Origin of the sequence: Amycolatopsis sp. CA-128772 (genome assembly GCF_002904295.1) — a bacterium.
Lineage (GTDB): Bacteria > Actinomycetota > Actinomycetes > Mycobacteriales > Pseudonocardiaceae > Amycolatopsis.
In genome coordinates, this window is the sequence record NZ_PPHG01000015.1 from 13,611 (window position 1) to 32,358 (window position 18,748).

At 71.2% G+C, this 18,748-nt stretch carries 17 protein-coding genes; 7 read left to right on the plus strand and 10 right to left on the minus strand.

The genetic code is table 11. From position 1 onward, the window contains the following. The first annotated feature begins 43 nt into the window (after window positions 1–43). Window positions 44–649: a Pr6Pr family membrane protein gene (locus C2L59_RS06560; protein WP_103348613.1), complete on the plus strand. Its 606-nt coding sequence runs from the start codon at window positions 44–46 to the stop codon at window positions 647–649. Here the strand turns inward: C2L59_RS06560 and C2L59_RS06565 are convergent. Beyond that, entirely contained in the window at window positions 646–1,854 is a 1,209-nt protein-coding gene (locus tag C2L59_RS06565; protein WP_103348614.1) for an NADH:flavin oxidoreductase/NADH oxidase family protein, read from the minus strand. The genes C2L59_RS06560 and C2L59_RS06565 overlap by 4 nt on opposite strands. A 97-nt stretch (window positions 1,855–1,951) precedes the next feature. Between C2L59_RS06565 and C2L59_RS06570 the strand changes: the two genes are divergently transcribed. Further along, entirely contained in the window at window positions 1,952–2,575 is a 624-nt protein-coding gene (locus C2L59_RS06570) for an MBL fold metallo-hydrolase (RefSeq protein ID WP_103348615.1), read from the plus strand. Here the strand turns inward: C2L59_RS06570 and C2L59_RS06575 are convergent. Next, window positions 2,572–3,084 carry a hypothetical protein gene (locus C2L59_RS06575; RefSeq protein ID WP_103348616.1) on the minus strand — a complete coding sequence of 171 codons (513 nt, stop codon included), beginning with the start codon at window positions 3,082–3,084 and terminating at the stop codon, window positions 2,572–2,574. The genes C2L59_RS06570 and C2L59_RS06575 overlap by 4 nt on opposite strands. After that, window positions 3,078–3,545: a DUF309 domain-containing protein gene (locus C2L59_RS06580; RefSeq protein WP_103348617.1), complete on the minus strand. Its 468-nt coding sequence runs from the start codon at window positions 3,543–3,545 to the stop codon at window positions 3,078–3,080. Before C2L59_RS06580 ends, C2L59_RS06575 begins: the two co-directional genes overlap by 7 nt. A gap of 44 nt (window positions 3,546–3,589) precedes the next feature. On the opposite strand from C2L59_RS06580, the gene C2L59_RS06585 reads away from it, so the two are divergent. Continuing rightward, on the plus strand, window positions 3,590–5,029 hold the full coding sequence (locus tag C2L59_RS06585; protein ID WP_103348618.1) for a GuaB1 family IMP dehydrogenase-related protein: 1,440 nt from the start codon (window positions 3,590–3,592) through the stop codon (window positions 5,027–5,029). Between the two features lie 4 nt (window positions 5,030–5,033). Here the strand turns inward: C2L59_RS06585 and C2L59_RS06590 are convergent, their stop codons facing one another. The 3 genes from C2L59_RS06590 to C2L59_RS06600 form a co-directional block, all read right to left on the minus strand. Then, on the minus strand, window positions 5,034–8,105 hold the full coding sequence (locus C2L59_RS06590; protein ID WP_103348619.1) for an amidohydrolase family protein: 3,072 nt from the start codon (window positions 8,103–8,105) through the stop codon (window positions 5,034–5,036). 119 nt (window positions 8,106–8,224) lie between these two features. Continuing rightward, window positions 8,225–9,517, minus strand: coding sequence for a PhoH family protein (locus C2L59_RS06595; RefSeq protein ID WP_103348620.1), 1,293 nt, complete (start codon window positions 9,515–9,517; stop codon window positions 8,225–8,227). Between the two features lie 451 nt (window positions 9,518–9,968). Continuing rightward, complete coding sequence (locus C2L59_RS06600) at window positions 9,969–10,745, minus strand: isoprenyl transferase (RefSeq protein ID WP_199198942.1); 777 nt, start codon at window positions 10,743–10,745, stop codon at window positions 9,969–9,971. 110 nt (window positions 10,746–10,855) lie between these two features. Here C2L59_RS06600 and C2L59_RS06605 point away from each other — a divergent pair, with 110 nt between their 5' ends. Further along, on the plus strand, window positions 10,856–11,497 hold the full coding sequence (locus C2L59_RS06605; RefSeq protein ID WP_103348630.1) for a hemolysin III family protein: 642 nt from the start codon (window positions 10,856–10,858) through the stop codon (window positions 11,495–11,497). A gap of 84 nt (window positions 11,498–11,581) precedes the next feature. Here the strand turns inward: C2L59_RS06605 and C2L59_RS06610 are convergent, their stop codons facing one another. Further along, on the minus strand, window positions 11,582–12,055 hold the full coding sequence (locus tag C2L59_RS06610) for a carboxymuconolactone decarboxylase family protein (RefSeq protein WP_103348622.1): 474 nt from the start codon (window positions 12,053–12,055) through the stop codon (window positions 11,582–11,584). Between the two features lie 306 nt (window positions 12,056–12,361). Between C2L59_RS06610 and C2L59_RS06615 the strand changes: the two genes are divergently transcribed. After that, window positions 12,362–13,111, plus strand: coding sequence for a DUF2382 domain-containing protein (locus C2L59_RS06615; RefSeq protein ID WP_103348623.1), 750 nt, complete (start codon window positions 12,362–12,364; stop codon window positions 13,109–13,111). Between the two features lie 48 nt (window positions 13,112–13,159). Here the strand turns inward: C2L59_RS06615 and C2L59_RS06620 are convergent, their stop codons facing one another. The 3 genes from C2L59_RS06620 to C2L59_RS06630 form a co-directional block, all read right to left on the minus strand. Continuing rightward, window positions 13,160–13,618: a hypothetical protein gene (locus tag C2L59_RS06620; RefSeq protein ID WP_103348624.1), complete on the minus strand. Its 459-nt coding sequence runs from the start codon at window positions 13,616–13,618 to the stop codon at window positions 13,160–13,162. Window positions 13,619–13,720: 102 nt separating this feature from the next. Next, window positions 13,721–15,610 (minus strand): acyl-CoA dehydrogenase, encoded by a 1,890-nt coding sequence (locus tag C2L59_RS06625; RefSeq protein ID WP_103348625.1) that lies wholly within the window; start codon window positions 15,608–15,610, stop codon window positions 13,721–13,723. A 69-nt stretch (window positions 15,611–15,679) separates the two neighbouring features. Further along, the gene (locus C2L59_RS06630; RefSeq protein WP_103348626.1) at window positions 15,680–17,065 is read right to left on the minus strand and encodes a glycoside hydrolase family 28 protein; all 1,386 of its coding nucleotides are present in this window, start codon (window positions 17,063–17,065) and stop codon (window positions 15,680–15,682) included. A 171-nt stretch (window positions 17,066–17,236) separates the two neighbouring features. On the opposite strand from C2L59_RS06630, the gene C2L59_RS06635 reads away from it, so the two are divergent. Both C2L59_RS06635 and C2L59_RS06640 read left to right on the plus strand, forming a co-directional pair. Then, window positions 17,237–18,190 carry a DUF6745 domain-containing protein gene (locus C2L59_RS06635; RefSeq protein WP_103348627.1) on the plus strand — a complete coding sequence of 318 codons (954 nt, stop codon included), beginning with the start codon at window positions 17,237–17,239 and terminating at the stop codon, window positions 18,188–18,190. Window positions 18,191–18,208: 18 nt separating this feature from the next. After that, window positions 18,209–18,667: a hypothetical protein gene (locus C2L59_RS06640; protein ID WP_233223306.1), complete on the plus strand. Its 459-nt coding sequence runs from the start codon at window positions 18,209–18,211 to the stop codon at window positions 18,665–18,667. Window positions 18,668–18,748 lie beyond the last annotated feature (81 nt).

Below are 18,748 nucleotides of genomic sequence, written 5' to 3' on the forward strand. Positions count from 1 at the left end.
GCACCCGGCAGCGGTCGGTCCACAGTGGAGTTAAGCTCCGCGGATGCGCAGCGAAACGCTCACCCGCGCCTGGTTCGCGGTCACCGCGGTGGTCGCCCTGACCGGCCTCGTCACCCAGGTCGTCGCCACCGCGGGTGCCCCGGACGGGCGGGTGGCGAACCTGCTCTGCTTCTTCACGATCGATTCGAACCTGCTGGTCACGCTCACCTCGGCGCTGGTCGCGCTGGGCCTGGCCCGCGGCCGGCTGTTCACCGTCCTCTGGCTCGACGCGCTGGTGGGCATCATCGTGACCGGCATCGTCTACCAGGTCGCCCTGGCCGGCCTCTACGAACTGCACGGCCTCCCGCTGTTCGCGGACACGATGCTGCACAAGGTGACGCCGATCCTGTTCGTGCTCGGCTGGCTGCTCGCCGCCCCACGCGGCGTGCTGAACGGGCGCACGGTCTGGTGGTCGCTGCTGTACCCGCTGGCCTGGCTGGCCTTCACGCTCCCCCGCGGCGCGATCACCGGCTTCTACCCGTACCCGTTCGTCGACGCGGGCGCCCTCGGCTACGGCCAGGTGACGCTGAACTGCGTCTTCATCGGCCTGTTCTTCACGGCCCTGGCCACCGGCGCCTTCCTGTACGACCGCCGGCTCGCGCCTGCCTAGCCGCGGACGCGGCGGAACGCGTTGAGCCCGTCGGTCAGCCCGGCCTGCAGCAGCGTCGGGAGCGCGCCGCGGCGGTCGGCCGGTTTGCCGGCGGCGATGCGGTGCATCTGGCGGGTGTGCCACTGGATCTCCAGGAGGCTGTCGGCCAGCCGGACGCCGGTTTTCGGGCAGAGGCGCTCCGCGCGGACGTCTTCGCCGTCGAGCAGGCGCGCCGGCAACGCCGGGTCCACGACCAGTGGCCGGCCGAGGCCGATCACGTCCAATGCGCCCGAGCGCAGCGCGTCCTCCATGCCGCCCCGAGTCGCGAAACCGCCCGTGACCATCAGAGCGACGTCGGACACTTCGCGCGCTTTCGCCGCGTAGTCCAGGAAGTACGCTTCGCGCGCCTGGGTGCTCGCGCGTCCGGAGCCCATCATCGCGGCCTTCTCGTACGTGCCGCCGGAGACTTCGAGCAGGTCCAGTCCGGCCTCGCCGAGCTCGCGGACGACCTCCAGCGACTCCTCCTCGGTGAAGCCGCCGCGCTGGAAGTCCGCGCTGTTGAGCTTCACCGCCACCGGCACGTCGTCGCCGACGGCCGCGCGGACCCGGCGGACGACTTCCAGGAGGAACCGGCGGCGGCGCACCGCGTCGCCGCCCCACGCGTCCGTGCGCCGGTTCGTCAGCGGGGAAAGGAACTGGGACACGAGGTAGCCGTGGGCGCCGTGGATCTGGACGCCGTGGAAGCCGGCGTCGGCGAACGTCCGCGCCGCCACCGCGAACCGGTCGATGATCGCTTCGATCTCTTCGCCGGTCAGGGCACGCGGCGGCGCGAAGGCCGTGCGGATGCCGCGGTTGCCGAACGACACGGCGGACGGCGCCACCGGCTCGCGCGAGAGGTACCGCGGGCTCTGCCGCCCCGGGTGGTTCAACTGGACCCACAGGCGGGTGTCCGTACCCTCGACCGCCCGCGCCCAGGCCCGGAAGCCGGCCGGGTCCGCGGCCGCCGCCACGTTGCGCGGCTCGCCGAGCGCGGCCGGGTCGACCATGACGTTGCCGGTGACCAGGACGCCCGCGCCGCCGCGGGCCCACGTCCGGTACAGCTCGAAGAGCTCGCGCGTGGGGGCGTTCCGGCGGTCGCCGAGCTGCTCGCTCAGCGCCGACTTGGCCAGGCGGTTCGGCAGCACCGCACCGCACCGCAGCTTCAGCGGCTCCGCCAGCAGCGTCATCGCGTCACCCTTCGAACTTACTCACGGTAAGATGACTGGACGGTAGCATACCGTCGGTATGTCATCTACCCGTCGAATGACCACTAGGGTCGGGCGCATGACGGCGATCGTGCAGAACCTGGTGACCTCCGGCGTCTTCCGGCTCGACGGAGGCAGCTGGGACGTCGACAACAACGTGTGGCTCGTGGGCGACGACACGGAGGTGATCGTCATCGACGCGGCACACGACGCGAAGGCGATCGAAAACGTCGTGGGCGAACGGAAACTGGCCGCGATCGTCTGCACCCACGCGCACAACGACCACGTCAACGCCGCCCCCGAGCTCGCCGCCGCGACCGGCGCGCCGATCCTGCTGCACCCGGACGACCACGTCCTCTGGGACCAGACCCACCCGGACCGCCCGGCGGACGGCGAACTGGCCGACGGCCAGGTGCTCACCATCGCGGGCACCGGGCTCCGCGTCATCCACACACCGGGACACGCCCCGGGCGCGGTCTGCCTGTACGCGGCCGGGCTGGGAGTCTTGTTCACCGGCGACACCCTGTTCCACGGCGGCCCGGGCGCCACCGGTCGGTCCTATTCGGACTACCCGACGATCGTGCACTCCATCCGCGAGAAGCTGTTCTCGCTCCCGGAGTCGACAAAGGTCCACACGGGACACGGCGAAGGCACCACGATCGGCGCCGAGAAGGCAGCTTCGGAGGGTTGGGACCAGCCTTAGGACGTGTGCTTCCGGGCGATGAGGGCGAACTCCTCGATCGCCCGGTCCACCGCTCCGGCCGCCTTCCGCACCACGGGCGGCAGGTTCATCCGGTCGAAGGCGCCGTCCTCGACCTCGAGCCGCACCACGTGCAGGTCCAGGTCCCGCTGCCGGACCGTGCGGGCCTGTTCGACCAGTTCGTCGGGGCCGCTCATCACGAGCAGGCCGAAGAACGACCGCATCTGCGCGCGAGCGACGTAGTAGGAATCCTCGTACCCGGCGGTGCGCTCGTCGTCCGCTTCGGGGAGTTCCTTGTACACGCGACGGCGGTGGATGACGTTGAGGTCGATGTTGTGCTGCCGGGCCCGGACGGCGGCCTCGATGAACCCGGCGCAGCGGTCGGCCCGGTCCTGCCGCAGCTTCGCTCGCCGGGCCGCGTTGAGCTTCAGCGGCTCGACCAGCGCCCCCAGCGTCACCCCGGCCAGCGAGGCGACGGCCGCGATGACGGCGACCCCGACGGTCGTCAGCACGTCAGCCGCGGCACGGTCGGTGATGCCCGTACCCGCTCCTTCGCCTCCTCCGCCAGCGCGAGCGCCCACTCCTGCAGGCCGCCGACGTCGACGCCGTGCGGTGGCTCGCCACGGAACGGCTCGATGTTCGCCGCTCCGCGTTCCAGCAGGGATACCGCGCCCACGTTGTTGCCCCGGGCCGCGTGCGTCAGGCCGACCGCCAGCTGGGCCAGGCCGCGCCAGAGTTCGCGGTCCGGGCCGTCGGTTGTCTTCCACGCGTCTTCGAAGACCTCGTGCGCGTGGAACGGCTTGCCGTCGTCGAGGAGGCGCTGCGCTTCGGCAAGCGTTTGCGCCGGGGTGCGCGCGATGCCTTCCGGCTGGCGCTCGACGCCGTCCGCGCCGTACGGCAGCGGGCGGCCGAGGCCGTCGCGCGGCCGTGCGTTGCGTGCCCGTCCTTCGGCGTCCCGGTCGCGGCGGCTCATACCCTCAGATCCTGCCACGGGCCCGGCAGGTAGTCTGGTGACTCGTGCGTTTCCTCGACGGCCACCGGCCCGCCCACGACCTGACCTACGACGACGTGTTCCTGCTGCCGAACCGTTCGGACGTGGAGTCCCGCTTCGACGTCGACCTCGCCACCGCGGACGGCACCGGCGCGACCATCCCGATCGTGGTCGCGAACATGACCGCGGTCGCCGGCCGCCGGATGGCCGAGACCGTCGCCCGCCGCGGTGGGCTGGTCGTGCTGCCCCAGGACGTCGACACCGACGCCGTCACCGAAATCGTCGGCTGGGTGAAGAGCCGGCACGCGGTGTGGGACACGCCGCTGGTGCTCACCGGCGGCGACGCGGTCGCCGACGCCCTCAACCTGGTCCACAAGCGCGCCCACGGCGCAGTCGTGGTCGTGGACGGCGAAGGCCGCCCGGTCGGCATCGTCGACGAAGCGGCCTGCGCGGGCGTCGACCGCTTCGCGCGGCTCGCCGACGTCGCCCAGCCCGCGACCGTCGCGGTGCCGCTGGACACGCCGGCGCGCGAGGTCTTCGAGCTGCTCCACAGCCACGGCGCCACCCTGGCGCTGGGCCTGGACGCCGACGGCCGCCTGGCGGGCGTCCTGACCGGCGTCGGCGCGCTGCGCGCGGACATCTACACCCCGGCCCTCGACGGCGACGGCAAGCTGCGCGTCGCGGCCGCGGTCGGCGTCAACGGCGATGTTGCCGCAAAGGCCGAAGCGGTCCTGAAGGCGGGCGTCGACGTGCTGGTCGTCGACACCGCGCACGGGCACCAGGAGAAGATGCTCACCGCGCTGCGGGCCGTCCGGTCGGTGTCGCCGCAGGTCCCGGTGGTCGCCGGGAACGTGGTCACGGCCGAGGGCACCCGCGACCTGATCGAGGCCGGCGCCGACGTCGTCAAGGTCGGCGTCGGGCCGGGCGCGATGTGCACCACCCGGATGATGACCGGTGTGGGCCGCCCGCAGTTCTCCGCGGTCGCCGACTGCGCGGCCGCCGCGCGCGAGCTGGGCAAGCACGTCTGGGCCGACGGCGGGGTCCGCCACCCGCGTGACGTTGCCCTGGCGCTGGCCGCGGGCGCGTCCGCGGCGATGGTCGGCTCGTGGTTCGCCGGCACCTACGAATCCCCCGGTGACCTGCGGTTCGACGAGCAGGGCCGGCCGTACAAGGAGTCGTTCGGCATGGCCTCGAAGCGCGCTGTGGGTGCCCGGACGCGCACGGACAACGTCTTCGACCGCGCCCGGAAGGCGCTGTTCGAGGAGGGCATCTCGTCGTCGCGGATGTCCCTGGACCCGCAGCGCCCGGGCGTCGAGGACCTGCTGGACTCGATCGGCTCCGGCGTCCGCTCGTCCTGCACCTACGCGGGCGCGCGCACCCTCGAGGAGTTCCACGAGCGCGCGCTGCTGGGCGTCCAGTCGGCGGCCGGGTTCGCCGAGGGCCGCCCCCTCCCCGCCGGCTGGTAGCGGCTCAGCCCGCACAGCACACGTGTTCCGACCACTCCGGGACGTGCCACCAGTGCTGCTTCTCCGCTGACCGGGCCGCGGGCGCCACCTCGGTGGCCGCCCGTGCGCCCGGCCGGTTCCGGTAGGGCGCCAGCAGCTCGCCGACCGTGTGCAGCACCCCGCCGACCAGCACGCTGCGGACGTTCGCGGCCGCCTTGACGTCCTGCAGCGGGTTGCCGCTGACGAGCGAAAGATCGGCGTACGCACCCCGCTTGAGCACCCCGATCCGGTCCTGGAGGCCCAGCCACCGCGCCGGGTTGCGGGTGGCGGTGGTGAGCGCCTCGTACGGCGTGAACCCGAACGCGACCATGGCCCGCAGGTTCTGGTGGGTGGACACGGCCACGTTGTCCAGCGGGGAGTCCGTGCCGGTGACCACGAACCCGCCCGCCCGGTGGATCCGCAGCACCATGTCGACGTTCCCGGCGAGGACCTGGCGCAGGTAGGCGTTCTCCGGGTTGCCCGCGGTGTCCGCCGTGGCCTTGAGCAGCGCGTACTCCCACGGCGGGAAGAGGACCTCGGTGCGCTCGTCGGTCACGAGCGACTTGTCTTCGGCGTACAACGCCCGGGAGGTGAACAACGTCGGCGTGATCGACATCCCCGAGCGGAGGAACAGCGTGACGGCGTCCTGGTAGGACCGGCCGATCCGGCTGACCGTGTGCGAGTACCCGAGCCGGTTGGTGGCCCCGGTGTGCTCCATCGCGTCCATGCCGATGTTCGCCGCCGGGTACAGGTAGTGCGACGAGAGCGGGATGCCCGCCCGGTGCGCGGCCCGGACCACCGCCTGTTGGTACGCCACGGGCAGCCGGACGTACGTCTTGATCATGTCGTACTCGAGCTCGACCGCCCGGGACAGCTCCAGGTCCAGCTGCCCGGGCGAGAGCGTCGGCCGCATGAAGTTGTAGTAGATCCGGGAGCCGTCGATGGCTTCCCCGGTGCCGAAGTACCGCGGCCCGACCCGGTTCCCGGATTCCAGCGCCTCGCGCGTCTCCAGCATCTGGTACACCGGGTCGCCGGGCGAGCGGGTCGTGGTGATGCCGTAGGACAGCCACAGCCGGCCCTGCCGGTCACCCCACTGCCGGCCACGCAGGTGCCAGTGGTTGTGCAGGTCGACGAGCCCGGGCATGGCGGTCAGGTCGTGCGCGTCGACCGTCCCCGGCGCGTCCCGGTGCGGCCGGACGTCGGCGATCCGGCCGCCGTCGACGACGATGTCGACGTCCCGCCGCAGCGTTTCGGCGACGCCGTCCCACGCCGCGCCGACGTGGATGACGGTCCGGCGCGGTGGGCGCGGCCGGGCCCACGTGAACTCGAGCCGGATCGTGCGCGGCTCGCCGCCGGCGATCCGCTGGGCCTTGAGCTGCCCCTTCGACAGGTACACGAGCGTGTCGTTCCCTTGCCAGGCCAGGGAATCGGTGACGTCGTGGGTGACCTGCCGCGGCGCGCCGATCAGCCGTCCGGCGCCGTCCACCGGCGCGATCCAGGCGACGCTTTCGACGGTGAAGGCGAGGTACCGGCCGTCGGGTGACCACAGTGGACCGTCGTCGCCGCGGGTGGCGAGCGACCGGAACGGCATCGGCTCGGCGTAGCGGAGTTCCTGGGTCTTCAGGTCGACCGTGAGGATCTGGCTGGTGCCTTCGCGGTAGCGCCGCGAGTACGGCTTCACCGCGGCCAGCGCGAGGACCGACCCGTCGGGCGACCAGGTGGGCCGGCCCGGCATGAACAGCGGCGGCGTCACCTGCTGGGCTTGGTTCGCGGCCACGTCGTGGACCCACGTGGCGCCGTCCTGGTCGGCGTAGGCCACCCGGCCGCCGTCGGGCGACCACCGCGGCGCGACCTGCGCGCCCGCCAGCTCGGTGAGGACGGTGTCCTGGCCGGTGCCGAAGTCGTGCAGCCACACGTCGGCGGTGCCGAGCCGGTCGCTCGTGTAGAGCAGCTTCGTCCCGTCGGGGTGGAAGTCGGGGTCGGAGTTGAAGTAGCCGTCGCCGATCAGCCGCTGCGGCCGGCCCCCGCCCGCCGCGACGACGTAGATCGCGTTGAGGGCCCGGAACGCGATCCGCTTGCCGTCTCGGGACACGACCGGACCGGCGATGCCCCGGACGGGCTTCGGTGCCGCCGAGTCCAGGTCCCGGACCCGCCGGCGGTAGTCGCGAGCGGCCGTGGACACGCGCGCTTCGAACGGGACGTCCGTGACGGCGCCGGACTCCTCGCGCCGCCGGATGTGCCCGTCGGCGGTGTAGAGCACGGCGGACCCGGACCAGTTCGCGGCGAAGCCGAAGACGTCCTCCCCCCGGGTCAGCTGCTGCTCACCGAGCATGAGGTCCGCTTCGGCGCCGCGCAGCCGCAGGTAGCTGGGCTGCCCGCCGGGGCCGAACGCGGGGGCGTAGACCTTGTCGGTGCCGGTTGCGGTGACCAGGCGCGTGCGGGCGCCGGTGGCCGGAGTGACGACGTCGACGGCGGTGTCGTTCACGGTGAAGACGAGCTTCGTGCCGTCGGGCGACCACCGCGGCGACGCTTCTTCGTCGGCGGTGGACACCACCGTGCCGATCGTCCCGGAAGCGACGTCCAGCAGGTAGATGCCGTAGCTGCCGTCCCGGTCGCTGCTGAAGGCGATCTTGGTGCCGTCCGGCGAGAACACGGGCTCGCGGTGGTCGAACCGGCCGCGGGTGAGCTTGCGGGGCGGGCCGCCGGCGACATCGATGACGTACAGGTGGAAGTTGCCGTCGCGGTAGGACTGGAACACGAGCCGGCGGCCGTCCGGCGACCAGGTGGGGAGCGTCGCGTCCTGCAGGTCGTCGGTGAGCCGCCGGGCGCGGCCGCCGGCGGCGGGCAGCACCCAGATCCCGGTGACCAGGTCGACCGCGAGCCACCGGCCGTCCGGCGACAGCGCGGCGGACATGTTCGTGCCCTCCCGCAGCACCACGCCGTCCGCGTCGGCCTCCGGCTCGGCCTGGGCCACCCCCGCCCCGGCCACGGTCAGCGCGGCGGCTGCGGCGCCACTTCGGACGAGAAGCTCACGACGAGAAAGGTTTTCCGGCCCCATCCAGCCAACTATGCCCAGCCCGGGATCGGCCGGATAGCGCCGAGCGGGTTTTTCACCGGATGTCCGGTCATGACGGGAACGGTTGCCGGGGGCGGCGCGAACGCCGCCCCCGGGGTACGTCAGCCGTGGTCCTCCAGCATCTCGGTGACCAGGGCGGCGATCGGCGAGCGCTCCGAGCGCGTCAGCGTGACGTGCGCGAACAGCGGGTGGCCCTTCAGCTTCTCGATCACCGCCGAGACGCCGTCGTGCCGGCCGACGCGCAGGTTGTCACGCTGGGCGACGTCGTGCGTGAGCACCACGCGGGACGCCGTGCCGAGCCGCGAGAGCACCGTGAGCAGGACGTTCCGCTCCAGCGACTGCGCCTCGTCGACGATCACGAACGTGTCGTGCAGCGAGCGGCCGCGGATGTGGGTCAGCGGCAGCACCTCGAGCATGCCGCGGTCGAAGACCTCGTCGAGGACCTCTTGGCTGACCAGCGCGCCGAGGGTGTCGAACACCGCCTGCGCCCACGGCTGCATCTTCTCGCTCTCGGACCCGGGCAGGTAGCCGAGGTCCTGGCCGCCGACCGCGTAGACCGGCCGGAACACCACGACCTTGCGGTGCTGGCGGCGTTCCATCACCGCCTCGAGGCCGGCGCACAGCGCGAGCGCCGACTTACCGGTGCCGGCGCGCCCGCCCAGCGAGACGATGCCGACGTCGGAGTCGAGCAGCAGGTCGAGCGCGACCCGCTGCTCGGCGCTGCGGCCGTGCAGGCCGAACGCCTCGCGGTCGCCCCGGACCAGCCGGATGCGCTTGTCCGCCGTGATCCGCCCGAGCGCGCTGGAGCTGCCCGCGAGCAGCCGCAGCCCGGTGTGGCAGGGCAGCTCGGCGAGCTCGTCCATGCCGTATTCGACCGGGTCGACGGTGCTGCCGCCGAACAGCGTGTCAAGCACGTCCTGCTCGACGTCGACATCCGCCATGCCGGTCCAGCCGGACGGCGTCACTTCCTGCGCGCGGTACTCGTCCGCCTCGAGACCGACGGCCCCGGCCTTCACCCGCAGCGGGATGTCCTTCGTCACCAGCGTGACCGCCGCGTTCTCCGCCGCCAGGTTCAGCGCGCAGGCGAGGATGCGGTGGTCGTTGGAGTCGGTGCGGAACCCGACCGGGAGCACGGTCTGGTCCGAGTGGTTCAGCTCCACCTGCAACGTGCCGCCGTGGTCCCCGATGGGGAGCGGCGCGTCGAGCCTGCCGTGCTGCCGGCGCAGGTCGTCGAGCATGCGCAGGGATTCCCGGGCGAACCAGCCCAGCTCCGGGTGGTGGCGCTTCGCCTCCAGTTCACTGATGACGACCAGCGGAAGCACGACAGCGTGCTCGGCGAACCGAGTGACCGCCCACGGGTCCGACAGGAGGACCGACGTGTCGAGCACGTACATGTGCTGCTGGGGTACGGGCGCTTTCTCCGGGCCGGAAACGGCACCGGTCGAAGAGTGGCCAGAGGCCTTGCGGGGCAAACGCTGCGCAGTCACGACGGCATCTCCCTCGAGGGCGTGTGCACCTCACGCCCGCACTCGCTGGGCCGGGCACCTCCCTGGCTGGACCACTCCTCCTGACCGGCAGGTCAGGTGGCGCGGCCACGAGGGCCGGGTGCCGGCCCCCTCGAGCGTCTCGTGGGCGGCTGAGCCGCCCCCTCGATCACCGCCACGACCAGGGCCTCCCGCGAGGGCCCGCACGGAACGCGTGCCCTCACCTCGGAAGGTACCCACGAATCCGGCGTCGCGCAGGGAGCCAACACGGTGATTCGCCAGATCGTCATCTGACCGTCGGTCGTCCGAAATCAACTCTGAGTGCGGTTCGATGCCCGTGACCAGCGGGTTTTCCGGCGCCTTACGAACCGAACCGGCGGTGCCGCCAGGCGTAGTCGCGGATCGCACGCAGGAAGTCGACCCGCCGGAACGCGGGCCAGTACGCCTCGGTGAACCAGAACTCCGAGTGCGCGGACTGCCACAGCAGGAAGCCGGAAAGCCGCTGCTCGCCGGACGTGCGGATGATGAGGTCCGGGTCCGGCTGGCCCGAGGTGTAGAGGTGTTCGGAGATGTGGTCGACGTCGAGGATCTTCGCCAGCTCCTGAATGGACGTCCCCTCGTCGGCGTGCTGGCGCAGCAGCTTCCGCACGGCGTCCGCGATTTCCTGGCGCCCGCCGTACCCGACGGCGATGTTGACCTCCATCCCGGTCCGGCCTTCGGTCCGGGCGGCGGCCTCGCTGAGCCGCTTCGCGACTTCGGCGGGCAGCAGGTCGAGCGCGCCGACGATCCGCAGCTGCCACGGTGTCCCGGGCGCGGCGAGCTCGTCGGTGACGTCGGTGATGATCTTGAGCAGCGGGGTGAGCTCGTCCGGGTCGCGGTTGAGGTTGTCGGTCGACAGCAGCCACATGGTGACGACCTCGACGTCGGCTTCCCGGCACCAGCTCAGGAAGTCCGCGATCTTCTTCGCGCCGGCCCGGTGACCGTCCGAAACGTCCGTGAAGCCCGCTTCACGGGCCCAGCGGCGGTTGCCGTCGAGCATGATGGCGATGTGCCGCGGATGCCGGCCGGCGGCCTGCTGGATGAGGCGCCTGCCGTAGGCGCTGTACACGATGTCGGACAAGAAGGAGCGAACACTCACGTCGAGCCAGCGTACGCACCCGGTGTGAGGCGTGTGACTTGAGCACTGCCGGAGAACCTACGCCGTCGTAACCTGGATAGGTGAGCCTGACGACGGAACCCGAGCCGGTGGTGGACCTCCGCCCGCGGCTGCGCGGGCACATCCACTTCTGGACGTTCTTCGGCGCGGTGGCCGCGGCTGCCGTCCTGATCAGCTTGGCGGCGTCCACTGTGTCGCCTGTCGCTACGCTCGCGACGTCGGTGTACGGGCTGACTGTGCTGGGTCTGTTCGGGGTCAGCGCGTTGTACCACCGGCGGTTCTGGAGCCCCCGGGCGTACAAGTGGATGAAGCGCGCCGATCACTCGATGATCTTCTTGTTCATCGCGGGGACGTACACGCCGTTCACGTTGCTGGCCATGTCGAAGCCGACCGGGTATGTGGTTCTTTCGATCGTCTGGGGCGGGGCGGTTGCCGGCGTTGCGTTGAAGATGTTGTGGCCGAATGCTCCGCGGTGGGTGGGGGTGCCGATCTACATCGCGTTGGGCTGGGTCGCCGTCTTCGTCTTCCCTGAGCTGGCTTCGCATGCCGGGATTGCCGCTCTGGTTCTGCTTTGCGTGGGCGGGTTGTTCTATACGCTGGGTGCGGTTTTCTATGCGGTCAAGTGGCCCAATCACTGGCCGGACACCTTCGGGTACCACGAGTTCTTTCACGCTTGCACGGTTTTGGCCGCGGTTTCGCATTACATCGCCATTTGGCTGGCCATGTACGCGTAGGTTTCTACGACCCCTGCATCCCGAGGCCGGAACACGGCTTCGGGATGCAGGGTGGGGTGTGGCTGTCGTGCCGGTCTGCGGCCCTCAGCCGAACATCCCGGGCTGGTACTCGCCCGCCGGGTTCTGGACGATCACGTTGAGGCGGTTCCAGGCGTTGATCGCCGCCACCAGGGCGATGAGCGCGCCGATCTGCTCGTCGTCGTAGTGCTTGCGGACCTCCGCCCAGGTCTCGTCGCTCACTCCCCGGTGCGTGTCCGCCAGGCGGGTGCCCTCCTCCGCCAGCGCCAGGGCCGCACGCTCCGGCTCGGTGAACACCACCGCTTCGCGCCACGCCGCCACCATCGCCAGGCGGACCGCCGTCTCGCCGGCCGCCGCCGCGTCCTTCGTGTGCATGTCCAGGCACATGCCGCAGCCGTTGATCTGGCTCGCGCGGATCTTCACCAGCTCCTGGGTCGCGTGCGGCAGCGACGACTCCTCGACCGGGCGGGACGCCGCGATCAGGCGCTTGACGAACTTGCCCACGACCTCGTTCTCGAACATGTTGAGCCGCGCTTCCATGGCCGTTCCCCTTTCCTCGTCTGCTTCACCCCCTTGACGAGGTGCGCGACGACGTCGTGACAGCCGCGGGGGTGACGCCGGTCACGCCGGATGCAGGTCCACACCTTTGCGCCCCCGCCACCGCGGCCGGTCACGCCGGTGGCACGGCCCTCCACCAGGGGCCCGAGCAGGGCATGGCCAGCGCGGACGGCTTCAAACGAGCACGTTCGGGGGTCACCCACGGGAACACCACGACGGTTGCCGCGTGCACCGGGGCGGCCGACCGTGGGCTGACCAGCAACCGACTGTGGAAGGAGCACGACCGCGATGGCCAGCACCATGCAGCCGCAGGAACTCATCGACAGCGCCGTGGTCGATCCCGAAGGCAACAAGCTCGGGAAGGTCGGCAACGTCTACCTTGCCGACGCGACGCACCAGCCGGAGTGGATCACCGTCAAGACCGGGCTGTTCGGCACCAAGGAAAGCTTCGTGCCCCTCTCCGGCGCGCACACCGACCGGGACGGCATCCACGTCCAGGTCGGCAAGGAGAGCGTCTCCGACGCGCCGCGCATCGACGCCGACGGCCACCTCTCGCCCGAGGAGAGCACCGAGCTCTACCGCCACTACGGCCTGCCGGTGCCGCGCAACTCGGCGGACGGGCGGACGGACCGCGGCAAGGCCGCGATGGGCAAGCGCGAGCAGCGCGACGACCGCAGTATGACGCGCTCCGAGGAGCGGCTGAACGTCGGGACCGAGCAGGTCGAGACCGGCCACGTGCGGCTGCGCAAGTACGTCGTCACCGAGGAGCAGCAGGTCACCGTGCCGGTGCGGCGCGAGGAGGTGCGGGTCGAACGGGAGCCGATCACCCGCGGGGACGGCCGGGCGGCGGAGATCGGCGAGGCCGAGCAGGACGTCATCCTGCACGCCGAGAAACCCGTGGTGCGCAAGGAAACCGTGCCGGTCGAGCGGGCGCGGCTGCGGACCGAGACGGTCAGCGACGAGCAGACCGTGGCCGGCAAGGTGCGCAAGGAGCAGTTCGAGGTCACCGAAGACGACCGCAAGAACCGGCGGCCGTGACGGCTCCCGGGCGGGTGGCCGGTCCCCGATACCGGCCACCCGCCCGGGTCACCCCGCCTCGGCCTGCAGCCGCGGCAAGCCGGCGACCAGCTGCCGGCCCTTCTTCCGCAGCGACGGCGGGAACGGCGGCATCGACAACGTCATCGCCTGGTTCCAGCCGTGGACGTACAGCTCGAACTTCAGCAGGACACCACCCCGCGGCTCGGTGATCGCCACGTGCGTGCGCGGGAGGCCGAACAGCGCCTTGCCCGGGCCGCCGGTGTACGCGTCGGCCTCGAAGAACAGCAGCTGGCGGTCGGTCAGCAGCAGGTAGAGCTCGCGCTGGGCGGTGATGGAGAACATCGTGCCACCGCTCAGCACCGCGGTCGCGGCGGCGAGCGCGAAGTGCCGGCCCAGCACCTTCCGCAGCGAGCCGACCTTGGCCATGGCGATCACTTCGGGCGTTTCGCCCGGTTGCATCATCGGTGCGGCGGTCTCGAGCAAGCGTCTTTCGCGGCGGGCGCCCATGGGGGTTCCTTCGGGGAGAGCGGGGAGCGGACGCGCAACGCTAAACGACGTGCGCAACCCGCTTTCCCGCGCCCTACCTGGGGAAACGCCCAAAACGACCGATCAGGACACCAGCATCGGCGCGGCCAGGAACTGCTCGGGAATCGCGAACGCGTCCACCAGGGCGCGCGCGTGCGGGCGCAGCTCCGAACACAGCCGGTTGACCGCCGACGTGACGGCCTTCGCGCGCGACGCCGTCAGGCGGCCGTGGCCCAGGAACCACGCCAGGTCCTCTTCGATCGCCGACAGCGCGTACAGGTCGCAGACGCGTTCGAGCAGCGTGCGCGCGTCCGGGTCTTCACAGCGCTCGATGCCCGCCACGAACGCCTCCAGCACCAGGCGTTCGACGTGGACGCGGCCGGCGCGCAGCACGTGGTCCTGCGCCGAGTTGAACACGCCGAACGGGTCCGAGGCCGCCTTGCGCAGGCGCTTCGCCACGCCTTCGACGACGTGCTCCTCGCGGTCCTCGAACAGCCGGAGCTGCCACTCGCGGCGGAAGAAGACGTCCGAGTCGGACCCTTCGGTGAGCGACTCGAGCGCCTTGCGCACCGACGTCCGCTCCAGGAACGCGTTGACCACCTGGTCGGTGAAGAACCGGGCCGTCGCCAGCGGCGAGAGGTCTTCGAAGTCCTGCTTGTAGCTGGTCAGCAGGCCCTTCGCGACCAGCTGCAGCAGCACCGTGTTGTCGCCTTCGAACGTCGTGAAGACGTCGGTGTCGGCCTTCAGGCCCGGCAGGATGTTCTCCGCCAGGTAGCCGGCGCCGCCGCACGCCTCGCGCGCGGCCTGGATCGTCGCCGTCGCGTGCCAGGTGTTGAGGGCCTTCAGGCCGGCCGCGCGCGCCTCCAGCTCGCGCTGCTCCTCCTCCGGCGCCGACGCGTCGATGTCGTTGAGCTTCGAGACCAGCTCTTCCTGCGCGAAGTGCAGCGCGTACGTCTTCGCCAGCGCCGGCAGCAGTTTCCGCTGGTGCCCGAGGTAGTCGAGGATGACGACCTCGTCGCCGTCGGGCGTCATGAACTGGTGCCGCTTCTCGCCGTAGCGGACCGCCAGAGCCAGGGCGCGTTTGGTCGCGCTGCCCGCGCTGCCGCCGACGCTCACCCGGCCGCGGATCAGCGTGCCCAGCATCGTGAAGAACCGGCGGCTGTCGCTTTCGATCGGGCTCGAGTACGTCCCGTCCTCGGCGACGTCACCGAAGCGGTTCAGCAGGGCCTCACGCGGGATGCGGACGTTGTCGAAGCTCAGCCGTCCATTGTCGACACCGTTGAGGCCGGCCTTCGGGCCGCAGTCCTCGATGGACACCCCGGGCATCGGCCGGCCGTCCTCGTCCCGGATCGGCACGAGGAACGCGTGCACGCCCCGCGATTCGCCGCCCGTGACCAGCTGCGCGAAGACCACCGCCAGCCGGCCGTCGCGGGCCGCGTTGCCGATGTACTCCTTCTTCGCCATGGCGTCCGGCGTGTGGACGACGAACCCGCCGTCCGCGAAAGTGGCCGTGGTGCGCAGGTGCTGAACGTCGGACCCGTGGCCGTGTTCGGTCATCGCGAAGCAGCCCAGCGTGTCCAGGTCCATGATCGCGCGCAGGTGCCGTTCGTGGTGGCGCTCGGTACCCAGCAGCTGGACCGCGCCGCCGAACAGGCCCCATTGGACGCCGGCCTTCACCATCAGCGACAGGTCGCCGTAGCCGAGCAGCTCGAACGACGTCACCGAGCCGCCGACGTCGCCACCGCCGCCGTAGGCCGGGTCGAAGCCCAGGCCGGGCCGGTCGGTGGCGGCGAGCGCGCGCAGCTGGTCGAGCACCTGGGCGCGGTGGTCCTCGATGCCGAGGTCCACCGGGTCCCGGAACTCGGTGCCGGCCATCTGCGCGCGCACGGCGCGCCGCAGCTCGGCCCAGCGGCCGTCGAGGACGGCGGTCAGGGCGTCCGGGTCCACCTTCGAGGGCACTTCGGGGACGTCCACGGCTACCTCCGGAAAGGACTTCCTACTCGTTGGTAGTAAGCCTGCCGCAGCGCGCGCGATCCCGCAGGTTCAGATCGGCTTCCCCTTGACCGTCACTTTCGTGAACCGGGCGTTGTCCACGTACTTCAGGGTGTTCGACGTGTCGGCCACGCCCTCAAACGTGGAGTTCGCCACGGCCAGCCCGTGCACGTGGGCGTTCGAGAGGCCGCTGACGTCGAACGTCTTGCCGGCGATCTTCGTGCTCGAACAGTTGCTGATCGTGAACGGCCCGAACGACGGGACGTGGCTGCCGGTCTGACTGTTGTAAGTGGACGTCACGAAGACGAAGTTCTGCGCGAAGGTGCCGGAAACGCTGTCGAGGTTGATGTTCTCGGAGAACCCGCCGCGCAGGGTGTTGGACTTCACGTACAGCGCGAACTTCGTGTCCCCCCGCACGGTGAGCCGGTAGGCGTAGACGTTGCGGATCCCGCCGGTCTGCTCGCTGCCGCAGGTGATCGCGCCCCAGTTGCCGTTCATCACGCAGTTCACCACGACGAGGTTCTGGCACGGGACGTTCACCCGGCGCCCGTCGGCGTCGCGGCCGGACTTGATGGCGATGTTGTCGTCGTGCGCGCCAAGGGTGCAGTTGGCGATCACGACGTGGTCGCACGACTCCGGGTCGCAGCCGTCGGTGTTGCTGTGCGCGGTGCTGGGGTCGGTGCTGACGCCGTCGACCGTGACGTTGCGGCACAGCGTCGGGTGCAGCTGCCAGAACATCGAGTTCTTCAGCGTGACGCCCTGGATCAGCACGTTTTCACAGGCGTACGGCTCGACGAAGGCCGACCGCATGGTGTGCCCGGAGCCCGGCACCACCCGCTGTTCCGGCGGGATTCCCTTGGCCACCAGCGTTTCCAGGTAGGCGCGGTCGCTGCCCTTGTTCCACGACGACGTCGCCGCGGCGTCCAGGGTGCCGCTGCCGGTGAGGCCGATGTTCTTCTCCCCGTGGGCGTAGATCATCGGCGAGCGGTTGACGCACTCGATGCCTTCGTAGCGCGTCAAGACGTTCGGGAACTTCGAGGCGTCACCGCTGAACTCGAGTACCGAGCCGGGTTCGAGGTGGAGGTCGACGTTGCTCTTCAGCCGGATGGCGCCGGTCAGGAAACGGCCGCCGGCCGGCACGATCACGTGCCCGCCGCCGGCCGCGGCGCAGGCGTCGATCGCGGTGGCGATGGCCGCGGTGTTGTCGGTCTTGCCGTCGTTCTTCGCGCCGTGACCGGTGATCGGGAAACTGCGGTCCGGGAACACGGGAACCGTCGTGTTCGCGACGATGTCGTTCGCCGCCGGCCACGGGAGCGGGGGAACGTCGGTGCGGGGCGCCGCCGAGGCCGGTGGAATGGGCCAGGCCGGGAGCAGCGGCACCGCCGCCACCGCGAGCCCGCCCTTGATCAGCTGCCGCCGGGTGAACCTGCCGTCCATGGACACTTCCTTCACGGGAAAGCGTGGTGCGACGGCGGAACCGCGGCACGGACCGCGGGCACGACGAACTCTAGGCGCAGAAGTGGCCGCCGGTCCAGGCTTGCGCGAACGGCGGAAAGGCTGTCGTGATCGCAGCATGTCGATTCGAAAGGGCGTGCGCGCCCTCGCGCGTTGAGCGCCTCGCGGCGGCCGGACCGCCGATCCGCTGACATTTCCGCGTGGCTGAACCACGCCTTCTCCACGGCGGCCGCGGATCGTCCCGCGGCCGAAGACGCCCTCACCCGGCTCTACGCGCTGCTCGGCGAACCACCGCCGGAATTCGTCTGGGTGCCGTCCCCGAATGCCGCCGTACCACCGGTTTCGGCGTCCGCCGAACCGGTGGAAAGCCGGCTGGCGACGCGGGTGGCCGCGTTGCGGAGGCGCTGGGGCGACGTTTCGCCCGAGGCGCGGCAGACCGTCAAGGAATCCGGCGCGGCGCTGATCCGCGCCGCCATTCCGCGTTCGTTCGGCCTGCACTGGTACGGCCAGCAGGACGCGTATTGGGTGCCGCCGGATCCGGATGACCCGGAATTGGCGTTGTGGGCAACGCTCGTGCGCTCGTGCGGCTGGTGGTGGCCGCGCGACGGCGTCTGCGTCGTCGCCGAACGGCCACTGGCGATCCGCACCGACGACGCGCACCGGCTGCACAGCGCGTCGGGGCCGGCGGTGGTCTACCCGGACGGCTGGGGCGTGCACGTCTGGCACGGCACGCGGGTGCCGCCGTGGGTGATCGACGACCCCACCGCGGACCGGATCAACCGCTCGCTGAACGTCGAGGTGCGCCGGTGCGCGATCGAGCACCTGGGCTGGCCGGCCTACATCGACCAGGCCGGGCTGCGGCTCCTGAGCCGGGCGCCCGATCCCGGCAATCCCGGCTGCGAGCTCCGGCTCTACACGCTGCCGTCACCGCTGGGGCACGAGCCTTCGCGGCTGCTCCTGGCGGTGAACGGCTCGGTGGAGCGCGACGGCACCCGCCGTCGCTACGGGCTGCGCGTGCCCGCCGAATTCGACCATCCCCTCGACGCGGCCGGCTGGTCGTACGGGCTCACCGGAGCCCAGTACGCGCGCCTGCAGCGCCGGACTTGAGCCAACAGAGGTGACTACGTGTTTCTTGCGGAACTGCTGGAGCGAACCGGACTCGACGTCCTCGACCACCTGGACCGCCAGGTGACGGTCCCGGTGATCGACGGGTTGCAGGCCCAGGGCGACCTGCTGGTGCTGCCCCTGACGTTGCTGGCCGCACCGGCTTGGCGCGGCGGCTGGTGGGACCTGCCCCCCGAAGGCTGCGAACTGGTCCGCGGCGAGGCGGGCAACAACCCGCACACGCTCGTCGCGGACCGCGGGACGTGCCGCATGACCTGGTGGCCGAACGACCCGGAAAGGCTGGCCATCGCGGCTTTCGACACAACGGCACCGGCCTGGTTGATCCACCCGGAGCACGGAGCGACGGGGGTGGCCCCGGGGGCCTGGTTCGTGCGGCGGCAGCGTGAGCTGCGAACCCGGCTCGTGCAGCGGCGCCAGATGCGGACTGGGGTGCAGGAGACGGTGCTGATCGCGGACTGAGGGCCGGGCGGCGGGTTGTGGGTGCCACCGAGGGGGCGGCACCCACGGCCGGTCGCCGGGGGTGCGGGCCGCGGGGTGCGG